General features: G+C 70.7%; 21 protein-coding genes. 9 read left to right on the plus strand and 12 right to left on the minus strand.

The annotated features are described in order from the left end of the window. The first annotated feature begins 58 nt into the window (after positions 1 to 58). From VKN16_12730 to VKN16_12740, 3 genes are read left to right on the plus strand one after another with little or no spacing between them, the layout of a single operon-like run. A complete protein-coding gene (locus VKN16_12730; protein ID HME95068.1) occupies positions 59 to 1,309 on the plus strand; it encodes an NAD(P)-binding domain-containing protein in 1,251 nt (416 codons plus the stop codon). Next, entirely contained in the window at positions 1,309 to 2,403 is a 1,095-nt protein-coding gene (locus tag VKN16_12735; GenBank protein ID HME95069.1) for an LLM class flavin-dependent oxidoreductase, read from the plus strand. Before VKN16_12730 ends, VKN16_12735 begins: the two co-directional genes overlap by 1 nt. Next, entirely contained in the window at positions 2,400 to 2,969 is a 570-nt protein-coding gene (locus VKN16_12740) for an NADPH-dependent FMN reductase (protein ID HME95070.1), read from the plus strand. Before VKN16_12735 ends, VKN16_12740 begins: the two co-directional genes overlap by 4 nt. Positions 2,970 to 2,988: 19 nt before the next feature. On the opposite strand, the gene VKN16_12745 is transcribed toward VKN16_12740, so the two are convergent. The 4 genes from VKN16_12745 to VKN16_12760 form a co-directional block, all read right to left on the minus strand. Continuing rightward, entirely contained in the window at positions 2,989 to 3,675 is a 687-nt protein-coding gene (locus VKN16_12745; GenBank protein HME95071.1) for a PEP-CTERM sorting domain-containing protein, read from the minus strand. Between the two features lie 91 nt (positions 3,676 to 3,766). Next, positions 3,767 to 4,318: a TlpA disulfide reductase family protein gene (locus tag VKN16_12750; protein ID HME95072.1), complete on the minus strand. Its 552-nt coding sequence runs from the start codon at positions 4,316 to 4,318 to the stop codon at positions 3,767 to 3,769. After that, positions 4,318 to 4,647, minus strand: a complete 330-nt coding sequence (locus tag VKN16_12755; protein HME95073.1) for a redoxin domain-containing protein — start codon at positions 4,645 to 4,647, stop codon at positions 4,318 to 4,320. Before VKN16_12755 ends, VKN16_12750 begins: the two co-directional genes overlap by 1 nt. Before the next feature lie 9 nt (positions 4,648 to 4,656). Then, complete coding sequence (locus tag VKN16_12760; GenBank protein HME95074.1) at positions 4,657 to 4,857, minus strand: redoxin domain-containing protein; 201 nt, start codon at positions 4,855 to 4,857, stop codon at positions 4,657 to 4,659. An 87-nt stretch (positions 4,858 to 4,944) separates the two neighbouring features. Here VKN16_12760 and VKN16_12765 point away from each other — a divergent pair, with 87 nt between their 5' ends. Together VKN16_12765 and VKN16_12770 are read left to right on the plus strand one after the other, a co-directional pair. After that, entirely contained in the window at positions 4,945 to 5,793 is an 849-nt protein-coding gene (locus VKN16_12765) for an oxygenase MpaB family protein (GenBank protein HME95075.1), read from the plus strand. Further along, complete coding sequence (locus VKN16_12770) at positions 5,790 to 6,248, plus strand: GNAT family N-acetyltransferase (GenBank protein ID HME95076.1); 459 nt, start codon at positions 5,790 to 5,792, stop codon at positions 6,246 to 6,248. Before VKN16_12765 ends, VKN16_12770 begins: the two co-directional genes overlap by 4 nt. On the opposite strand, the gene VKN16_12775 is transcribed toward VKN16_12770, so the two are convergent. Further along, positions 6,203 to 6,559, minus strand: a complete 357-nt coding sequence (locus VKN16_12775; protein HME95077.1) for a hypothetical protein — start codon at positions 6,557 to 6,559, stop codon at positions 6,203 to 6,205. The two genes, VKN16_12770 and VKN16_12775, sit on opposite strands and share 46 nt — an antisense overlap. A gap of 404 nt (positions 6,560 to 6,963) precedes the next feature. Here VKN16_12775 and tmk point away from each other — a divergent pair, with 404 nt between their 5' ends. Genes tmk through metG form a run of 4 tightly spaced genes read left to right on the plus strand, consistent with a single transcriptional unit; the run spans position 6,964 to position 11,364 of the window. Beyond that, a complete protein-coding gene (gene tmk / locus VKN16_12780; GenBank protein HME95078.1) occupies positions 6,964 to 7,599 on the plus strand; it encodes a dTMP kinase in 636 nt (211 codons plus the stop codon). After that, positions 7,589 to 8,491: a DNA polymerase III subunit gene (locus tag VKN16_12785; protein HME95079.1), complete on the plus strand. Its 903-nt coding sequence runs from the start codon at positions 7,589 to 7,591 to the stop codon at positions 8,489 to 8,491. Before tmk ends, VKN16_12785 begins: the two co-directional genes overlap by 11 nt. Positions 8,492 to 8,540: 49 nt before the next feature. Further along, positions 8,541 to 9,431 carry a regulatory iron-sulfur-containing complex subunit RicT gene (gene ricT / locus VKN16_12790; GenBank protein ID HME95080.1) on the plus strand — a complete coding sequence of 297 codons (891 nt, stop codon included), beginning with the start codon at positions 8,541 to 8,543 and terminating at the stop codon, positions 9,429 to 9,431. Between the two features lie 19 nt (positions 9,432 to 9,450). After that, positions 9,451 to 11,364, plus strand: a complete 1,914-nt coding sequence (gene metG / locus VKN16_12795) for a methionine--tRNA ligase (protein ID HME95081.1) — start codon at positions 9,451 to 9,453, stop codon at positions 11,362 to 11,364. 15 nt (positions 11,365 to 11,379) lie between these two features. On the opposite strand, the gene VKN16_12800 is transcribed toward metG, so the two are convergent. The 7 genes from VKN16_12800 to VKN16_12830 all read right to left on the minus strand — a co-directional run bounded on the left by VKN16_12800 (position 11,380) and on the right by VKN16_12830 (position 17,408). Beyond that, positions 11,380 to 11,946, minus strand: a complete 567-nt coding sequence (locus VKN16_12800) for a hypothetical protein (protein HME95082.1) — start codon at positions 11,944 to 11,946, stop codon at positions 11,380 to 11,382. A 175-nt stretch (positions 11,947 to 12,121) separates the two neighbouring features. Next, complete coding sequence (locus VKN16_12805; GenBank protein HME95083.1) at positions 12,122 to 12,403, minus strand: hypothetical protein; 282 nt, start codon at positions 12,401 to 12,403, stop codon at positions 12,122 to 12,124. Between the two features lie 5 nt (positions 12,404 to 12,408). Further along, on the minus strand, positions 12,409 to 12,765 hold the full coding sequence (locus VKN16_12810; GenBank protein ID HME95084.1) for a hypothetical protein: 357 nt from the start codon (positions 12,763 to 12,765) through the stop codon (positions 12,409 to 12,411). Beyond that, complete coding sequence (locus VKN16_12815) at positions 12,765 to 13,973, minus strand: divalent metal cation transporter (GenBank protein ID HME95085.1); 1,209 nt, start codon at positions 13,971 to 13,973, stop codon at positions 12,765 to 12,767. Before VKN16_12815 ends, VKN16_12810 begins: the two co-directional genes overlap by 1 nt. Further along, positions 13,970 to 14,605, minus strand: a complete 636-nt coding sequence (locus VKN16_12820) for a cytochrome c oxidase subunit 3 (protein ID HME95086.1) — start codon at positions 14,603 to 14,605, stop codon at positions 13,970 to 13,972. Before VKN16_12820 ends, VKN16_12815 begins: the two co-directional genes overlap by 4 nt. Further along, positions 14,587 to 16,434: a cbb3-type cytochrome c oxidase subunit I gene (locus tag VKN16_12825; GenBank protein ID HME95087.1), complete on the minus strand. Its 1,848-nt coding sequence runs from the start codon at positions 16,432 to 16,434 to the stop codon at positions 14,587 to 14,589. The genes VKN16_12820 and VKN16_12825 overlap by 19 nt, the downstream gene beginning before the upstream one ends. Then, on the minus strand, positions 16,431 to 17,408 hold the full coding sequence (locus VKN16_12830) for a c-type cytochrome (protein HME95088.1): 978 nt from the start codon (positions 17,406 to 17,408) through the stop codon (positions 16,431 to 16,433). Before VKN16_12830 ends, VKN16_12825 begins: the two co-directional genes overlap by 4 nt.

The raw sequence follows: 17,408 nt of genomic DNA on the forward strand, positions 1-17,408 counted from the left end.
GCAAGCGCGCGCGGGGCGGATTGACTCGGCCGACTCGTCTCCGTAGCCTTGTCGGGTCATGAGCGAGCGGCAGGAGACCGTGATCGTCGGCGGCGGGCAGGCCGGCCTCGCGATGAGCCATCAGCTGAGCCGGCTCCGACGGCCGCACGTCGTCCTCGAGCGCGGCCGGGTGGCCGAGCGCTGGCGCAGCGAGCGCTGGGACTCGCTGATGTTCCAGTTTCCCAACTGGAGCATGCGCCTGCCCGGCCAGCCATACGACGGCGGCGATCCCGAGGGCTTCGCCTCCCGCGACGAGGTGATCGCGTTCATCGAGCGCTATCGCGACGCCATCCGGGCGCCGGTGCGAACCGGCGTCGGCGCGACCGCGCTGCGGCCGGCGGCCGCCGGCGAACTGCTTCATCTCGAGACGACCGACGGGCCCATCGAGGCCGACAACGTGGTGATCGCAACCGGCCCGTACCAGGAGCCGATCGTGCCCGCGACGAGCCGGGCCCTGCCGAGCCGGGTGCGCCAGGTGCACTCGAGCGGCTATCGCAATCCGGGTCAGCTGCCGGCCGGTGCGGTGCTGGTGGTCGGCTCCGGTGCATCCGGCTGCCAGATCGTCGAGGACCTGCTGGCCGCGGGACGGCGCGTGTATCTCTCGGTGGGGCGTCATCGCCGCTTTCCTCGCCGCTACCGCGGGCGCGACATGTTCTGGTGGATGGAGCGGCTCGGCGCGCTCGACCAGCCGATCGATGAGCGGCCGGAGGCGCGCGAGCGGCCGAATCCGCTCGTCACCGGCGTCGGCGGCGGCCACGACATCGATCTGCGGCGCTATCGCGCCGACGGCGTCGTGCTGCTCGGGCATCTCTCCGAAATCACCGGCTCGCGTCTGCGCCTGGCCGACGACGTGGAGGCGCTGCTGGCCGCCGGCGACGAGAGCGTCGCCGCGTTCGCCCGCACCGTCGACGCGTACATCGAGCGGTCCGGCATCGAGGCTCCGGCCGAGCCGACCGCAGCGCCTCCCGCGTCGTCGGCGATGCCGCCGATCCGTGAGCTGGATCTCGAGGAGGCCGGCATCACCGCGGTGATCTGGGCCACCGGGTTCCGCCGCGACTTCGGGTGGATCCGGCTGCCCATCCTCGACGACCGGGGCGAGCCGGTGCATCGCCGTGGCGTCACGCGCTGCCCGGGCGTCTACTTCCTCGGCCTGCCGTGGCTCCACACGCTGCGGTCGTCGGTGCTGTGCGGCGTCGGAGACGACGCGGCCCACCTGGCCGAGCACATCGCCTCGCGCGTGACCGTGCCGGCGGCGGCAAGGAGAGCGTGATGGCCATCGAGTTCGTCGGGATGATCGGGGTGCGGCCCGAGGGGGCCGACGGCGCCGCGGTGCACGTCATCGGCGGGGCCATCGACATGGTCTGGATCCGCGACTTCTCACGCACCCACGAGGACGCCGGCTTCGACAAGGTACTGGTCGGCTACACGTCCACCGCGGCCGACGGCTTCCTGATCTCGAGCTACGCGGCGGCCCACACCGAGCGGCTCGGGTACCTGATCGCGCACCGGCCCGGCTTCGTGGCCCCGACCCTGGCCGCACGCAAGGCGGCCACGCTCGACCAGCTGTCCGGCGGGCGGGTCGCGCTCCACATCATCACCGGCGGCAGCGACGCGGATCAGGCGCGCGACGGCGACTTCGTGGAGCACGACACCCGCTATCGGCGCACCGACGAGTACCTGGAGCTGATGCGCCGGATGTGGACCGAGGAGCGCCCGTTCGACCACGCCGGCGAGTTCTACCGCGTCACCGGCGCGTACTCGGACGTCAAGCCGCGCCAGCAGCCGCGCATCCCGCTCTACTTCGGCGGGGCCTCCGAGGCCGCGCACCGGATCGGCGTGCGCCACTGCGACGTCTACATGCTCTGGGGCGAGCCGCTCGCCGCGATCCGCGAGCGCATCGCCACCCTCCGCGCCTTTGCGCTGCGCCAGGGCCGCGACCCGGGCGAGCTGCGCTTCAGCGTCTCGCTCCGGCCGATCATCGCCGCGACCGAGGCCCAGGCGTGGGCCAAGGCCCGCGCGATCCTGGAGCAGGTGCGGGCCAAGCAGGGCGACCGGACGCTGCCGCTACCCGAGGCGATCGGGGCGCGGCGGCTGGTGGACTTCGCCCAGCAGGCCGAGGTGCACGACAAGCGGCTCTGGACGCCGATCGCGGCCGCGGTGGGCGGCGCGGGCAACACCACTGCGCTGGTCGGCACGCCCGAGCAGGTCGCCGAATCGCTGCTCGACTACTACGATCTGGGCGTCACCACGCTGCTGATCCGCGGCTTCGACCCGTTGCACGACGCCGCCGACTATGGCCGCGCGCTGATCCCGCTGGTGCGTGCCGAGGCGGCCCGCCGGGATCGCGATCGGCCGGCGGCGTGAACCTGCTCGCGGTCGTCGGCGCGGTCACGCCGCCCGGGCGGCTCGACGCGGCGGTGCGATTCGCGGCGGAGACCGCCGCCGCGAGGCCGGGCGTCACCGCGTCGGTGCTGAGCCTCGGGGAGCACCGCATCTCGTTCGCGGACGGGCGGCCCCTCGAGCGCTTCACCGATGACACCGCGCGCGTGGTCGGCGCGCTCGTCGCGGCCGACGCCGTGCTGCTGGCGAGCCCGGTCTATCGCGGCTCGCTCACCGGCGCGCTCAAGAACCTGCTCGACCTGACCCCGGTGGAGGCACTGCGCGCCAAGCCGGTGGGCATCGTCGCGATGGGAGCCACCGCGCATCACTACCTGGGAGTCGACTGGCACATGCGCGCGGTGCTCGCGTGGTTCGGCGCGCTGGTGGTGCCGACGAGCGTGTATCTCGAGTCGCGGCACTTCCGCGACGGCAAGCTGGGGGATTCGGCGAGCCGCGGCGCGCTCGCCGATCTGGTCGGCGCCCTCGTCGCGTTGGCGGCGGTCCCGCGGGATCAGGCGGGCCCGCCGCCGCTAGCCGCAGGACACGGCTAGCGGTCAGCGGGTCACGCGCCTAGCGCTGCCTGCGCAAACGCCACGCGAGGCCGGCAAGCCCCGAGCCGAGCAGGATCAGGGTGGCGGGCTCGGGAACGGCAGTGGGCGGTCCGAACGGACCGTTCCCGCCGACCGTGAAGGCATAATAATTTTCGAACGTGTCGGTCCAGGATATCGAGCTGAACGTGCCGCTGAACTGAATCACGCCGTTGCCTTCGTTGCCCGAGACCACATTGCCCAACACCGTGATCGGGGCGCCGCCGAACTGGGTGTTGGGACCGCCAGCCTGAAATGTCGGTGTCGCATCGAACGTGAACGACGCCGGGATGTTCGGAGCGCCGAGGCTCCAGATCGCGAAGACGGGATTCTGCACGGGCGACGCGAAGGTGATCGTGTTGGGTCCCGTGAAGGTTCCCTGTAGCTGGATCTCGTCACCCACCACGCTCGGCGAAGTCGTGACGGTGCCGCCGATGAATGAGGTGTCGGGCGACCAGCTCGTGCTGACCCCGTTGAGAACACTGCCCCTGACTTCGCCCGTGTAGGACACACCCACACCGTTGAGCGACCCAGAGGCAGAGCCGGAGTTCGACAAACTGGCGGTGGCGCTTTCCCAATCGGTCCAGATTGTGGCGGCTTGCGCGTCGACGACGGCGAGACCGAGCAGCATGCCCAGCGCGGATGCGATGAGGAGCGTTCGACGGATCATGGAATCCTCCAGTGGAGCTGACGGCTTCGAGACAAACAATCTACTGCGATCGTCCGAGGCGGACAAGGAATAGTTGTGCTTACGCGGCCGCTCAGCGAGGCGTCGCGACGAGGGCGCGGATCAGGTCCCGCGCCGACGCGCTGCTCCAATCCTTGGCACCCACCATTCGACCGACCAGGCGCCCCTCGCGGTCCACAAGGTACGCAGTCGGCGGGCCCCACACTCCGTAAAGTTTTCCCGTGACGTCGCCCGAGGCGTCCAGCAGCACCGGCGCGGTATACCCGCGCTCCACCGCGGTGCGCTTCACCAGGTCGGCGCTCTCACGGAAGGAGATCAGCAGCACTTCCAGGCCCTGCGCCTTGAACTCCTGGTACAGCCGGTTGACGGAAGGTAACTCCTCCCGACAGTCCGGTCACCAGGTTGCCCAGAAAAAGAGCAGGAGCGCCTTTCCCTTCTGGTCGTTCAGGCTCACGGTGCGGCCGTCGAGGCCGGGCAGGGTGAAGGCTGGGGCGGGTTTGGGCGGCTGGTAGCTCTGCACGCCCATTTTTTCCCAGGCCGCCGGCGCGGTGGCGGATTGCGCCACCGCGGCCGCGGCCCAGAGCGCCACCGCGAGCAGGCTGGCCGCGGCGGAGTGGACGATCATCAGACTTTCGCGTCCTTGAGCGCCTGCAGCACTTCCGCGGGATCCAGCAGGTCGAGCGGATTGGCCTCGACCTTGGTCCAGCGAACCACCCCGTTCTTGTCGATCACGAAATAGGCGCGCTTGGCGTACCGGAAGATCGGGCTCTTCTCGTCGGTGACCAGGGCGTCGTAGGCCGGCAGCATCGTGCGCCGGAAATCGGACAGCAACGTGTAGGAGACCTTGTTCTGCTTCTGCCAGGCTTCCAGGGTTGCGACATGATCGGCACTCACGCCCACGACCTGGGCGCCCGCGGCCTCGAACTGGGGCATGGCCCCCTCGAAGCCGAGCAATTCCTTGGTTCAGGTGCCGGTGAACGCCTGGATGAAGGTGAAGATGACGACGGGACCCTTGGCGGTCAGGTCAGACAGCTTGACCTGCTTGCCTCCGGGTGCCGCCAGGGTGAAGTCGGGCGCTTTCTGGCCGACTTCCAGGGCGGCGACCGGGACGACGAGGACGGCCAGCAGCAGGGCCGTGGCCAGGAACGGGACGGCTCGACGCATTGCGCTCTCCTTTCCGCAGTGAGGGGTGACGCCCACACAACGACCGGGGTCCGCCCCAAGTTTCCGGGCCGCGGCATAATACCGTCCATGCCCGATCTGCGCGCGGCCGACCTCACCGATGGTATCGCGCACGCCGGCATGGCGTGGACAATCCATCGCGAGCGGGTGCTGCTCGCCGGCTGGGGCCGGGCCATCCTGCTGCAGATCGCGCATCCGATGGTGGCGCAGGGCGTCGCCTACCACAGCGTGTTCACGACGGAGCCCTGGGGCTGGCTGAGGCGCCTCGATCGCACCCTGCGCTCCATGCTCGCGCTGACCTTCGGCTCCGACGCGCAGGCGGCGGCCGCGGCCGCGCGGATCAACGCCATCCACGACCGCGTGCACGGGCGCCTCGGCGAGGCCGCGGGCGGCAAGCCGGCCGGTGCCGGCTACGATGCGCACGATCCGGCCCTGCTCACCTGGGTGCACGCGACCCTGCTCGACTCGTTCCTGCTCGCGTACCGGCGCTTCGTGGCGCCGATCGATCGCCTGGAGGGCGACCGCTACTGCGCCGACGCCGCCGGGATCGAGCCGCTGCTCGGGATCCCGGCCGGCCGGCTGCCGCGCACCGAGGCCCAGCTGCAGGAATACCTGGAGAGGACGCTCGCCTCGGGAGCGATCGAGGTCACCGAGACCGCCCGGCGGCTGTCGCGAGAGGTCCTGGCGCCGCCCGTACCCAGCGTGCTGCGGCCCGCGCTCCGGCTGGCCGCCCTGCCGGCGGTGGGGTTGTTGCCCCCGGCCATTCGAGCCGCGTACGGGCTGCCCTGGAGCCGGGGTCAGGCGCGCGCGCTGGACGTCCTGGCGGCCATCGCGCGCCGGACGCTGCCCCTGACTCCGGCCGCGCTGCGCTACTGGCCCGATGCCCGGCGCGCCGAGCGACGGCTCAGGCGGCGATGAGCGACGTCACGCTCGCGCGGGAATCGCCGCGCCAGGCCGATGTGGGGCGCCTGCTGGCGGCCCTCGATGCGTATCAGAGCGCGCTCTACCCGGCCGAGAGCAATCACTTCCTCGACGTCGACGCCCTCGCCGCGCCGGCCGTCCGGTTCTTCGTGGCCCGGCGTGACGGCGCTGCCCTGGGCTGCGCCGCCCTGCGGATCGATCCGGAGAGATATGGCGAGCTGAAGCGGATGTACGTGACGCCGGAGGCCCGGGGCATGAGCCTGGGGCGGCGGCTGCTGGAGCGCGTGGAGGCGGAAGCGCGGAGAGAGGGCCTCGAGTGCCTACGCCTCGAGACCGGCATTCACCAGCCGGAGGCGCTCGGGCTCTATCGCTCGGCCGGCTACCGCGAGCGCGAGCCCTTCGGCGACTACGCGCCGGATCCGCTCAGCGTCTTCATGGAGAAGCGCCTCTGACGCCCCCAGAGCACGCCGAGTACCGCCACGGTGCCGCCCAGTCCCACCGCCGTCACGACTGCGGCGCGACGGAGCATGTCCCAGCTCCGGCTGACATTGACCATCACGTGGGCCGGGACGGCGTCGAGGTCGGCGCGAATGCGCCACTTCGCGAACGCCAGCGGGTCGTCGGGATGCCAGAAGCCGCCGTCCCCGTCGGCGATGCACAGATGCAGCTCACAGCTCTCGGGCGTCGCGCACCGCTCGGCCCTCCAGCCGCGGCCGCCTCCGCGAAGACCACCATGGTGCAGGGTCAGGCACTCAGCAGCCATATTGCCCCCAGTCCGACGAGTACCGCCGTCCTGATCAGTCCCGCGAGTCCTACGTGGCCGACGCATGACTTCGTCATGTTTGCCTTTCACCCCTGTGACGCTCGAGCGATCCGCATCGTTTCAACCCGTGAGTCTGGACCCGGGAGCGGAGGCGGGCCCCCTCGCTCAGAACCGGTGTGTGACGAGGGATTCGGCGCTTCGTCAACCCGCGCTCCGCTCCGGGCGATTTCCAACGAGAGCAAAACGCGGGCCACGCGGCAAAGTCGCTCGAAATGCCGATCAGAGCGTCCTACGCTGCCATGCGTTAAGAAGCGGCGTGGCCAGGATTAGGGAAGCAATTTCCCTCTGCAGGTAGGACGGTGGCAGCGGCGCCCTCGGCAAATCACTGTGTTACAGTTACGCGCATGCGGGGGATCCTGATCACCTTCGAAGGTGTGGAAGGCTCGGGGAAATCCACGCAGTGCACCCGGCTCGCGCGGTATCTGTCCAGTCGGTGGCTCGAAGTTGCCCAGACCAGTGAGCCGGACGGCACCGCGCTCGGTCTGCGCATCCGCACGCTGTTCGAGGAGGGCCCGACACCGACGCCGCTCACCCAGGCGTTTCTGTTCATGGCCGCTCGCCAGGAGCACGTCACGCGGATCATCGCGCCCGCGCTCGCGCGGGGCGCGGTGGTGCTCTCCGACCGGTACGCCGACGCCACCGTGGCCTACCAGGGCTACGGACAGGGGCTGGACGTCCAGACCATCCGTGAGCTGAACGTGCTCGCCACCGGCGGCCTCGTTCCCGACCTGACGCTGGTGCTGGATCTGGACCCGGCCATCGGCATGCAGCGCATCCGGGGCCGCACGCTCGACGCGTTCGAGAAGATGGACCTCGCCTTCCATCGGCGCGTGCGCGAGGGGTACCTCGAGATCGCGCGGGGCGACAAGCGCCGGGTGGCGGTGCTCGACGCCGCGCAGGAGGCCGACGCGCTGCACGCCGAGGTGGTGCGGGTCGTGGACGATCATCTGAGCCGTCGCGGAGGTGCCGGTGGCGCTTGAGGGGATCCGTGACCAGCCCGAGGCGGTGACGCTGCTGCGCCGCGCGCTCGCCACGTCGCGGGTCGCGCACGCGTACGCCTTCGTGGGGCCGGAGGGCTCGGGCCGGAAGGCCACGGCGCTGGCCTTCGCGTCGGCACTGGTAGCCCCGCCGGGCAGCGCCGCCGCGCAGCGGGCCGAGCGCGGCGGCCAACCGCCCCGCCGTCATCCCGACATCCACGTGCTCGGCGCGACGCCGCCCGCGGGTAACCCCAAGGGAGCGCCGGCGCTGCGGATCGAAACGGTCCGCGAGCTGGAGCGGCTGGCTGCGCTCAAGCCGCTGGAGGCGAACATCAAGGTCTTCGTGGTGGATGACGCCGAGAAGATGACCGCGGCGACGCCCCAGGCGTTCCTGAAGACGCTCGAGGAGCCGCCGGCCCGGACCGTGATCATCCTGATCCTCTCACAGCTCCGCGCGCTGCCGCCGACCGTGCTGTCGCGCTGCCAGGTCGTGCGCTTCCATCCGCGTCTCACCGAGGGCATGCCCGCGCTGCTGCCCGACGTGCGCACCGACGCGCATACCCGGAGCCTGCGGCTCCTCGTCGAGGCGCGGGAGCAGGGCGTCGAGGCCGTCCTCCGCCTCGGGGAGCAGATCGGGCGCGACCGGCAGGCCGCGGAGACGTTCGTCGAGGCGTGCTGGCTCTGGCACCGCGATCTGCTGTGCGGCCTCGCGGGCGCCCCCGCGCGCCTGATGATCCGGAGCGAGGCGCAGGCGGCGGGGCGCGAGCGGTCGCTGGAGCGGCTGACCGAGGCGCTGCGCGATTGCCGCGAGGCCTGGCTGGCCATCCAGGGCAATGTTTCCCCGCGCCTCACGGTCGAGGTGTTGCTGGGGCGGCTGACCGGACTGGCCGCGTGAGGCCATGAGCGAGACCCCCATGAGTGAGATTCCCCATGAGCGAGACCCAATGAGCGATTCGATCGAGCCGACCGTCACGACGGAGCCGGTGGTGGACGAGGCGCCTCGCTACCTCGTCGGGGTGCGGCTGCGCGAGCCGGTGCTGGCCGAGGACTACCAGACCACCGAGACGGATCTGCACGTCGGCGACTTCGTGGTGGTGGAGACGGGCGGCGGCACCACCGTGGGAGAGGTGCGCCGTCCCCGACGCGACATCCCCGAGTTCAAGCGGGGCCGCATGTACCGTCGCGTCGTCCGCCGCGCCACCTCCGGCGAGGAGACCGACTGGCGCGAGCGGCGCGCCCGAGAGGTCAGAGGCGTCGAGGCCGCGCAGCGGCTGGCCCGCGGCCGATCCCTCGCCATGAAGATCGTGGACGTGGAGATCGAGCCCTCGCGCCGCCGGGTGGTGGTGTTCTTCAACTCCGAGGAGCGCGTGGATTTCCGCGACCTCGTGCGCGACCTGGCCCGCGAGTTCCACGCCCGCATCGAGATGCGCCAGATCGGCGCGCGCGACACCACCAAGCTGCTCGACGGGATCGGGCCGTGCGGCCGTCAGCTGTGCTGCTCGTCGCACCTGCGCAAGTTCGACCCGATCTCGGTGAAGATGGCCAAGGCGCAGGACATGCCGCTGACCGACAGCCGGCTGCTCGGCAACTGCGGCCGGCTCAAGTGTTGCCTGCTCTACGAGTTCTCGACCTACGAGGAGCTGCGCTCGCGGCTGCCGCGGGTCAACAGCGCCTGCTCGGCCGATTGCGGCGGAGGCGGCTGCATGACCGGCAAGGTGCGCTCGCTCCGAGTCCTGAAGCAGTCGGTGATCGTCGGGTTCCCGGACGGCACCGAGGCCGAGGTCCCGCTCGCCCAGCTCACCTGGGAGGGCCGCGACCACATCAAGCCGGCCTGAGGGGCCGGCCACCCCGGGCATGGGCACCTTCTACCTCACCACTCCGATCTACTACGTCAACGCGCGGCCGCATCTGGGTCACGCGTGCACCACCATCATGGCCGACGCGATGTGCCGCTATCACCGGCTCGCGGGCGACCGCGTCTATTTCCTCACCGGCACCGACGAGCATGGTGAGCGGATCGCGCAGGTGGCGGCCAAGGCCGGGAAGACGCCGCAGGCCTACGCGGACGAGATCGCGGCCGTGTTCGAGGAAACCTGGCGCCGCCTCGGCATCACCAACGACGATTTCATCCGCACCACCGAGCCGCGGCACCAGAAGGTCGTGCAGGAGGTCCTGCAGCGGCTCTTCGACGCGGGGGAGATCTACTTCGGCGAGTACGGCGGCTGGTACTGCTACGGGTGCGAGCGCTTCTACACCGAGAAGGAGATCGTGGACGGCAAGTGCCCCGATCACCAGACCGCGCTGACCTTCATCAAGGAGAAGAACTACTTCTTCAAGATGTCGAAGCACCAGGACTGGCTGATCAAGCATCTCGAGGAGCACCCGGACTTCATCCAGCCCGAGCGGTACCGCAACGAGGTGCTGGGCTTCCTCCGCGAGCCGCTCCAGGATCTGTCGATCAGCCGGCCGAAGTCGCGCGTGGTGTGGGGTATCCCGCTGCCCTTCGACGACCAGTACGTGACCTACGTCTGGTTCGATGCGCTGCTCAATTACTACTCGGCGGTCGCGGAGCCGCCACAGGAGAAGACGCGCGGGCTCTGGGCGCACGTCGAGCACCTGATCGGCAAGGACATCCTGAAGCCCCACGGGGTGTACTGGCCCACCATGCTGAAGGCGGCCGGTATCCCGCTCTATCGGCACCTCCACGTCCACGGCTACTGGTCGCTGGGCGGCAGCAAGATGTCGAAGTCCATCGGCAACGTGGTGGAGGCCTTCCAGCTCACCGACAAGTATGGCCACGACGCGTTCCGCTACTTCCTGCTTCGCGAGATGAGCTTCGGGCTCGACGCCAGCTTCAGCGAGGAGGCGCTGGTCGAGCGGCTGAACGCGGACCTGGCCAACGACCTGGGCAACCTGGTGAGCCGGGCGACCACGCTGATCGCCGCCGCCGGCCCCATCGGGCGGGTGACCGCGCCGCTCGAGGCCGCGGACCGGGAGATCGTGGAGGCCGCGGCCGCGGCGCGGGTGGCGGTCGAGCAGGCGATGCGCGACTTCGCATTCCAGAAGGCGCTGGCCGGCCTCTGGGCGTTCATCGGCACCGTGAACCGCTACGTGGACGGCAGCGCGCCCTGGGCCCTGGCCAAGGACCCGGCCCGACGACCCCGCCTCGAGCGCGTCCTGTGCACGCTTGCCGACTCGCTCGGGTTCCTCGGCATCTTGCTGGATCCCTTCCTGCCGGACGCGGCGCGGAAGATCCGCGAGGGCCTCGGCCGCGGCGAGGTGCCGGTGCTGGCGGACGCGGTGGTGGGGCGGCTGGGCGCGGTGCCGCGGGTGAGCCGGGTGTCCGGCTTGTTTCCGCGCGTCGATACGAAAGCCCCTCGGTCCGGCACCCCTCAGGGCGAGGGGAGAGGGCAGGCCGAGGGGAGCGGCAGTGAGGGGAGCGGCGGCAAGATCCCGATCGCCGACTTCCAGAAGGTCGAGCTACGCGTCGCCGAAGTGCTGGCCGCCGAGCGCCTGCCGAAGTCGAAGAAGCTGCTCAACCTCACGATCCAGGTGGGGGACGAGACCCGCACGCTGGTCGCCGGCGTGGCCGAGCACTACGAGCCGGCGAGCCTCGTCGGCCGGAAAGTGGTGATCGTCGCCAATCTTCAGCCGGCCACCCTGATGGGCGTCGAGTCCAACGGCATGGTCCTGGCCGCCTCGCACGAGGGCACGGTGTCGCTCCTCACCCTCGACAAGGACGTGCCCTCGGGCTCGCGCGTGAAGTAGCGGCCGCAGCCGCGCTCAGCCGATCCGCGAGTTCCGCTCGCGGCGCGGCCTGACCCACACCTCCTGGGCGGCCAGCTGCACCGCGATCCCGAACAAGGTGTGGGCCAGCACGTTGACGGCCTGGGCGGGAGCGGTCGCTTCCCAGCTCTTCCGACCGCGACGGTGGCGGGGCAGCAGGCCGACGAGCCCGATCGCCCAGAGCGCCAGCCCGAAGCCCACCCCGGGAAGCAGGCTGCCGCGTTCGCGCTTGGCCAGCACCGGCCCGGCCAGCGCGCCCCACCCCGCGCCGTAGGCCAGGTGCAGCGCCTGATGAGACACGTGACGGCGGGCGTTGTCCTCCGCCGAGGCGGAATCCGGATCGCCCAGCAGCCATTCTTCGATGAACTCCGGCACCATCTCGTCGATCAGCCCGATCCGTCGCGCGTAGAGACGGAGCACGCTCATGGCGGCGGCCCCGTAGAGCCCACCGACCGCTCCCGCGGCGAGCGCGGTGAGTGAGGGCCGGCTGCGAGACGAGGCCCACGGCGCGCGCGCGAGATCCCCGAGCTGTTCGGTCGACGGCACGAGCTGGCTGGTCGTCATCGAGTCCTCCCCGCGTTCGGTAGCGTCGCACCTCGTAGCGTTGTGCCTTGATGAGGAGCAAGGCACGTGCCTCGCCGGTCTCCTCCACCCTTCAACGATTCCGCGGAGCGCGGAGCGGAACGTCCGCTCCGCCCGGTCGTTTCGACCGGCCCGATGTGCGCGACGCGCCGCGCGATCAGCGCAGCTGTGGTCGCGCCGGATCGGACAGATCGAGCGCGTCCCAGCGGACCCGCCTCAGCGCCGCGCGCTGGGTGCCGCGGAGCGTGTGCCATCGCAGGCGGAGCCCCGTCGGAGACAGCCGCTGCCTCCAGCCGACCGGCCCCAGGAGGAAGTGCGTCACGATCCAGTCGCGGCCGTCGCGTGCGACCCGCATGTCCTCGATGCGTCCAACGCGCCGTCCCGCGGCGTCGCGCACCACCCGGCCCAGCAACAGATCGACTCGGATCTCGCGTCTCATCGCGGTCAGCTGCCCGGGATGCGCTCGACCACCTTGTGGCGAAGCCATCGCTCCCATACCTGCGCGGGCCACGCGGCCTGGTCGTCGCGGAGCTTGAGGCGCTTGCCGAACGTCCGGATGGCGGAGAGCGGGATGCGGCACACGCGGCCGCGCGAGGGGCTGAATCGCCGCGCCAGGGCGCGCGTCCACCGTTCCAGGCGCGGATGGATGCGACGGGCGAACGTGGCCCCGCCGATCTCGACCCAGACCAGCCGCAGCGGGCGGCCGTCGGTGTACGAGGCGATCACACCGTCGACCCGGCCCATCGGCTCGCCGTCCGCGCCGATCAGGGGCATGTCGAGCAGGTCGCGCCGGATGTCCATCAGCCGCCCGCAATGGCCAGCGGGATGGATACGACCGCCAGCGCGAGCGAGACCGCGACGATGACCACCGCGAAGCCGTTGGCCAGCCACCCGTTGGCGTGGCGACCGAGGTAGCGGCGATCGTTCATCAGCAGCAGCAGCGGCGAGAGCGCCAGGGGCAAGACCGCCGCGGTGAGCGCCATGGCCAGATTCGTCAGCTGGAGCGCGTCCACGCCGGCCAGCGTGAAGCAGACGCCGACCGCGACCAGCGCGGTGTACGTGAGCACGAAGCGCGAGGCCTCGCGCGGCCGAAGGTTCTCACCCCATCTCCAGTTGTAGCCCTGGGCGAGCAGGTAGGTGATGGCCAGGGTGATCTCGAGCGCGGCGCCCAGACAGCCGATCCAGAGCGAGGCGACGAAGAGCCAGAATCCGGTGCGCCCGAACACGCGCGACAGCACCAGCGGCAACGCCGCGTAGTCTTCGATCCGCATGTCGGGCATCACCATCGCGGCGACCACCAGGACCGCGCCGGCGAGGACCCCGCCGAACAGCATGCCGACCGCGGCCACGATCCGGTTGGCGCTCAGCTCCGCGATCGTCCATTCGTCTTCGATGGCCCCGGACGAGTAGAAGTAGAAGAGATACGGCGTGAGGGTGGCGCCGAGAATGCTCACCGCGAGGAACCAGTAGCGGCCGTCGGGCTCGGCGGGCAGCGACGGCAGCAGCCCGGCCGCCATGGCCGGTCCCGGCGGATCGACACGGAAGGCCGCCACGAGGAACGACAGGGTCACCAGCCCGAGCCCGGCCACCCCGTACTCGATGACGCCGAACTTGCCCTTCCAGAGGATCAGCCAGACCAGGAAGGCGATGGGCAGGCCCCAGAGGCGGAACGACACGCCGGTGGCCAGCTCGGTGGCGATCGCGAGGCCGGTCAGCTCGGCGCCCAGGACCAGCACGCTCGTGACGCCCACGCCGAGCACGACCAGCCCGAACACCCGAGCGCCGAAACGCTCGCGGAGGGCGTCGCCGAGCGTGCGCTGGCTCACCGCGGAGAACCGCCCGGCCATCTCGGTGAGGCTGATCGCGCAGAGCGTCCCGAGCGCCACCACCCAGAGGAGCCGGAAGCCGAACTCGGCGCCCGCCTGCATGGCGGTCACGATGGAGCCGATCTCCAGGAACCCGCCGACGCTCGTCAGGATGCCGAGGGCGACGTGCAGGAGACGCTTCACGGCCGCGGCAGCCAGTACACAAGGAGATAGAGCGGCAGCCAGGCCGCCACCACGAAGTACGAGTAGATCGCGCTGACCGTGATGCTCACGAAGTGCTTGGGCTCCATGGCGCCGAAGAAGACGAGCGCGCACAGGAGCAGATCTTCCAGCGCGGCGGCGATCAGGTGGCTGGCATGGGCGCCCAGGATCGTCCACACGATCGAGCCGTAGGCGTTGGTGTGCCACCACACGTTCGCGTGGGCGAACTCCACCCCCCTCAACGCGATGCTCACCAGGGTGAGCATCGTGGCCACCGCCAGATACCAACCGACCGCGCGCCGGTTCCGGCGCCGGGCCGCGCGATGCAGGCCGAATGTGGGGATCAGGCTCGCCACGAGGACCATGGCGTTGGCCGTCGCGGCGCCGAGGGCCGGCGGCCGGATCCCGGCGGGCGGCCAGAGCGGCGCCAGGCGTCGGAGGTAGAGATAGACGGTGGCGAGCAGGAGCAGCACCGTGCCCTCGATGACCATCACGCTCCACATGCCCCACCAGATCGGGGTGGCGTGCCCCCACGCGGTGCGGGGCAGGGCGCGGGCATCGACGCCGACCCGCGCGTCGTCGGCGTCGGCGTGGATCAGAGATGTCGTGTCCATGGCCAGAACCACACGGTGAGCGCGGCGAAGCAGCACGGCGTTCCCCACACGATCGCCCACGGGGTGAACACGACGCCGACCAGCGTGGCGGCGGTGGCCACGCCGAGCAGCAGCGGCGAGATCGCGGGCCCGTCCAGCGTCGTCCGGTGCGACGGCCGCGCCGCGCCCGCGGAGGTGACCAGCAGCTCGCGCTGATCGCATCGCAGCCCCTCCACGACCGGAGCCGGCGGGCTCCAGCGCGGGTAGGCCGACGTCACGCACGGCAGCGGGGCGTGATTGAACGCGGGCGGTGGAGAGGCGGTGCCCCATTCCAGGCTGTCCGCGCCCCACGGATCGGGGCCGGCGAGGCGGCCGCGGCGCAGGCCCCAGGCGACCGCGGCGCCGTAGACCAGCAGGCCGGCGGCGAGGAGGAAGGCTCCGGCGGTGGCGGTCAGGTTGAGGGTGGCCCAGCCGGTCTCGGCGGCGTAGGTGGAGACCCGGCGCGGCATGCCCTGCACACCCAGGACGTGCATCGGGAAGAACGTCACGTGGAAGCCCAGGACGAGCAGCGCCACGCTGGCGCGGCCGGCCGGCTCCGGCATCCGCCGCCCGCTCATCTTCGGCAGCCAGTACCAGAGCGCGCCGAGCAAGGGGAAGAGCGCGCCGCCGATGAGGACGTAGTGCAGGTGCGCCACGACGAAGAACGTGTCGTGCAGCTGGAGATCGATCGGGACGGAGGCGAGGACCACGCCGGTGAGGCCGCCCAGCACGAAGGTCAGGAAGAACGCGATCACGAAGAGGAACGGCGTCCGAAATACGGGCCGCCCCGCCCACATGGTGGCGAGCCAGCAGAAGATCTGGAGGCCGGTGGGGATCGCGATGGTCATGCTCGCGGCCATGAAGAAGACGCCCTGCGCGTGCGAGAGACCGGCCGCGAACATGTGATGTGCCCAGAGCGTGAAGCCGATGGCGCCGGTGGCGATGAGCGAGGCCACGATCGTACGGTAGCCGACGATCGACCGGCGCGTGAAGGTGACGACCAGCTGAGATACGAAGCCGAGGGCGGGCACGAAGATGATGTAGACCTCGGGATGCCCGAAGAACCAGAACAGGTGCTGCCACAGGATGACGTCGCCGCCCAGGTCCAGGGTAAAGAAGTGAGTCGAGACCAGCCGGTCCATCGCGAGCAGGCTGCTCGCCACCATGATGGCGGGCATCGCGAGGATCACCATCACCGACATCACGAGCATCGACCACACCACGATCGGCATGCGCCCGAGCGACATGCCGGGCGCGCGCAGCTTCAGCGCGGTGACCGCGATCTCCACCGCGGCGACCAGGGCGGCCAGCTCGGTGAAGGTGATCGTCTGCGCCCAGATGTCGACGCCCTTCTCGGGCGCGAACCGCAGGGACGCGAGCGGCACGTAGCTGAACCAGCCCGCCTGCGGGGCGGTCCGCAGCAACAGGCTCGCGAACAGGAAGCAGCCGCCGAACAGGAACGTGTAGTAGCCGAACAGGTTCAGGCGCGGAAAGGCCACGTTCCGGGTGCCGATCATCAGCGGCACCAGGTAGAGCCCCATGCCCTGCATCACCGGCACCGCGAACAGGAACATCATGGCGGTGCCGTGCATGGTGAAGACGGCGTTGTAGGTCGCGGGACCGAGCAGCCGGTTGTTCGGCACCGCGAGCTGCAGCCGCACCAGGAGCGCGAGGACGCCGGCCAGGACGAAGAAGCCCAGCGCGGTGAGGATGTAACGGATGGCGATCCGCTTGTGGTCGACCTCGGTGAGCCATCCGATGAGGCCCGGCCGGCTGCCCCAGCTGCGGTGGAGCCACTCGGTCTCCGTCATCGGAGGCTCTCGAGGTAGGCGACCAGGTGCTCGAGCGCGGGCCCGGACACGCCGGCCGCCGGCATCAGTGTGCCCGGCTTGCTGTGCTGCGGTGCCGCCAGCCACTCGGCGAGGTGCGCGGGCGTGTTGGTCAGCGTGCCCGCGGCCAGCGTGCCCCGGCTCGCCAGGTGGGTCAGGTCGGGCCCCAAGGTGGCCACCGCCGCGGTGCCCCGGATCGCGTGGCAGCCGACGCACGCCGAGGCCATGAACAGATCGTGTCCGTCCTGCTCCTCCGGCGAGCCCGGGTGCGCGCCGGGTGACGCCTGGGCGCGCAGCCAGGCGTCGAAGGCGTCGGGCGGATCGACGTACACCGGGAAGCGCATGCGCGCGTGTTCCAGTCCGCAGAACTCCGCGCAGACACCGATGAGCCTGCCCGCACGGCGCGGCGTGATCTGGATCCGGCCAGGATGGCCGGGCACCAGGTCCGCCTTGCCCCCGAGCGCGGGAACCCAGAAGCTGTGGATCACGTCGGCGGACCGCAGGTCGAGGAGCGTCGTGCGGTTCTGCGGAAGACGCAGCTCGTTGGCGGTGACGACCGGCTCTGCGCCGGCTCGAGCCCGGTAGCGAAACTCCCACCACCAGAGATGTCCAACGACGTCGATGCTGAGCGCCGCGGGGCGCGCGGCCGGGTGTCCGGGTCCCAGGCTGAGCCAGAGGAGGCCGGCCAGGATGACCGCGGTCGCGACGCCGCTCACCATGACCGCGCGGAACGGCCGGCGGTCATCGGCGGCCGCAACGACGTCGCCCGGTGGCGGGCCCTGAAGCGGGCTCAGCACCGCTCGTCGCTTCAGCAGGATTGCCAGCAGCGCCAGGCTGACCGCGGCGAACACCGCAAGGGTCACGACGAAGAACACGCCGGTGAGCCAAGCCAGCGCGCTCGCCTCGGTGGAGAAGGACCGGAGAACGGAGTGCCCGCCGCAGCCGGAGAGACACAC

It is taken from the genome of Candidatus Methylomirabilota bacterium (assembly GCA_035315345.1).
Taxonomy (GTDB): domain Bacteria; phylum Methylomirabilota; class Methylomirabilia; order Rokubacteriales; family CSP1-6; genus CAMLFJ01.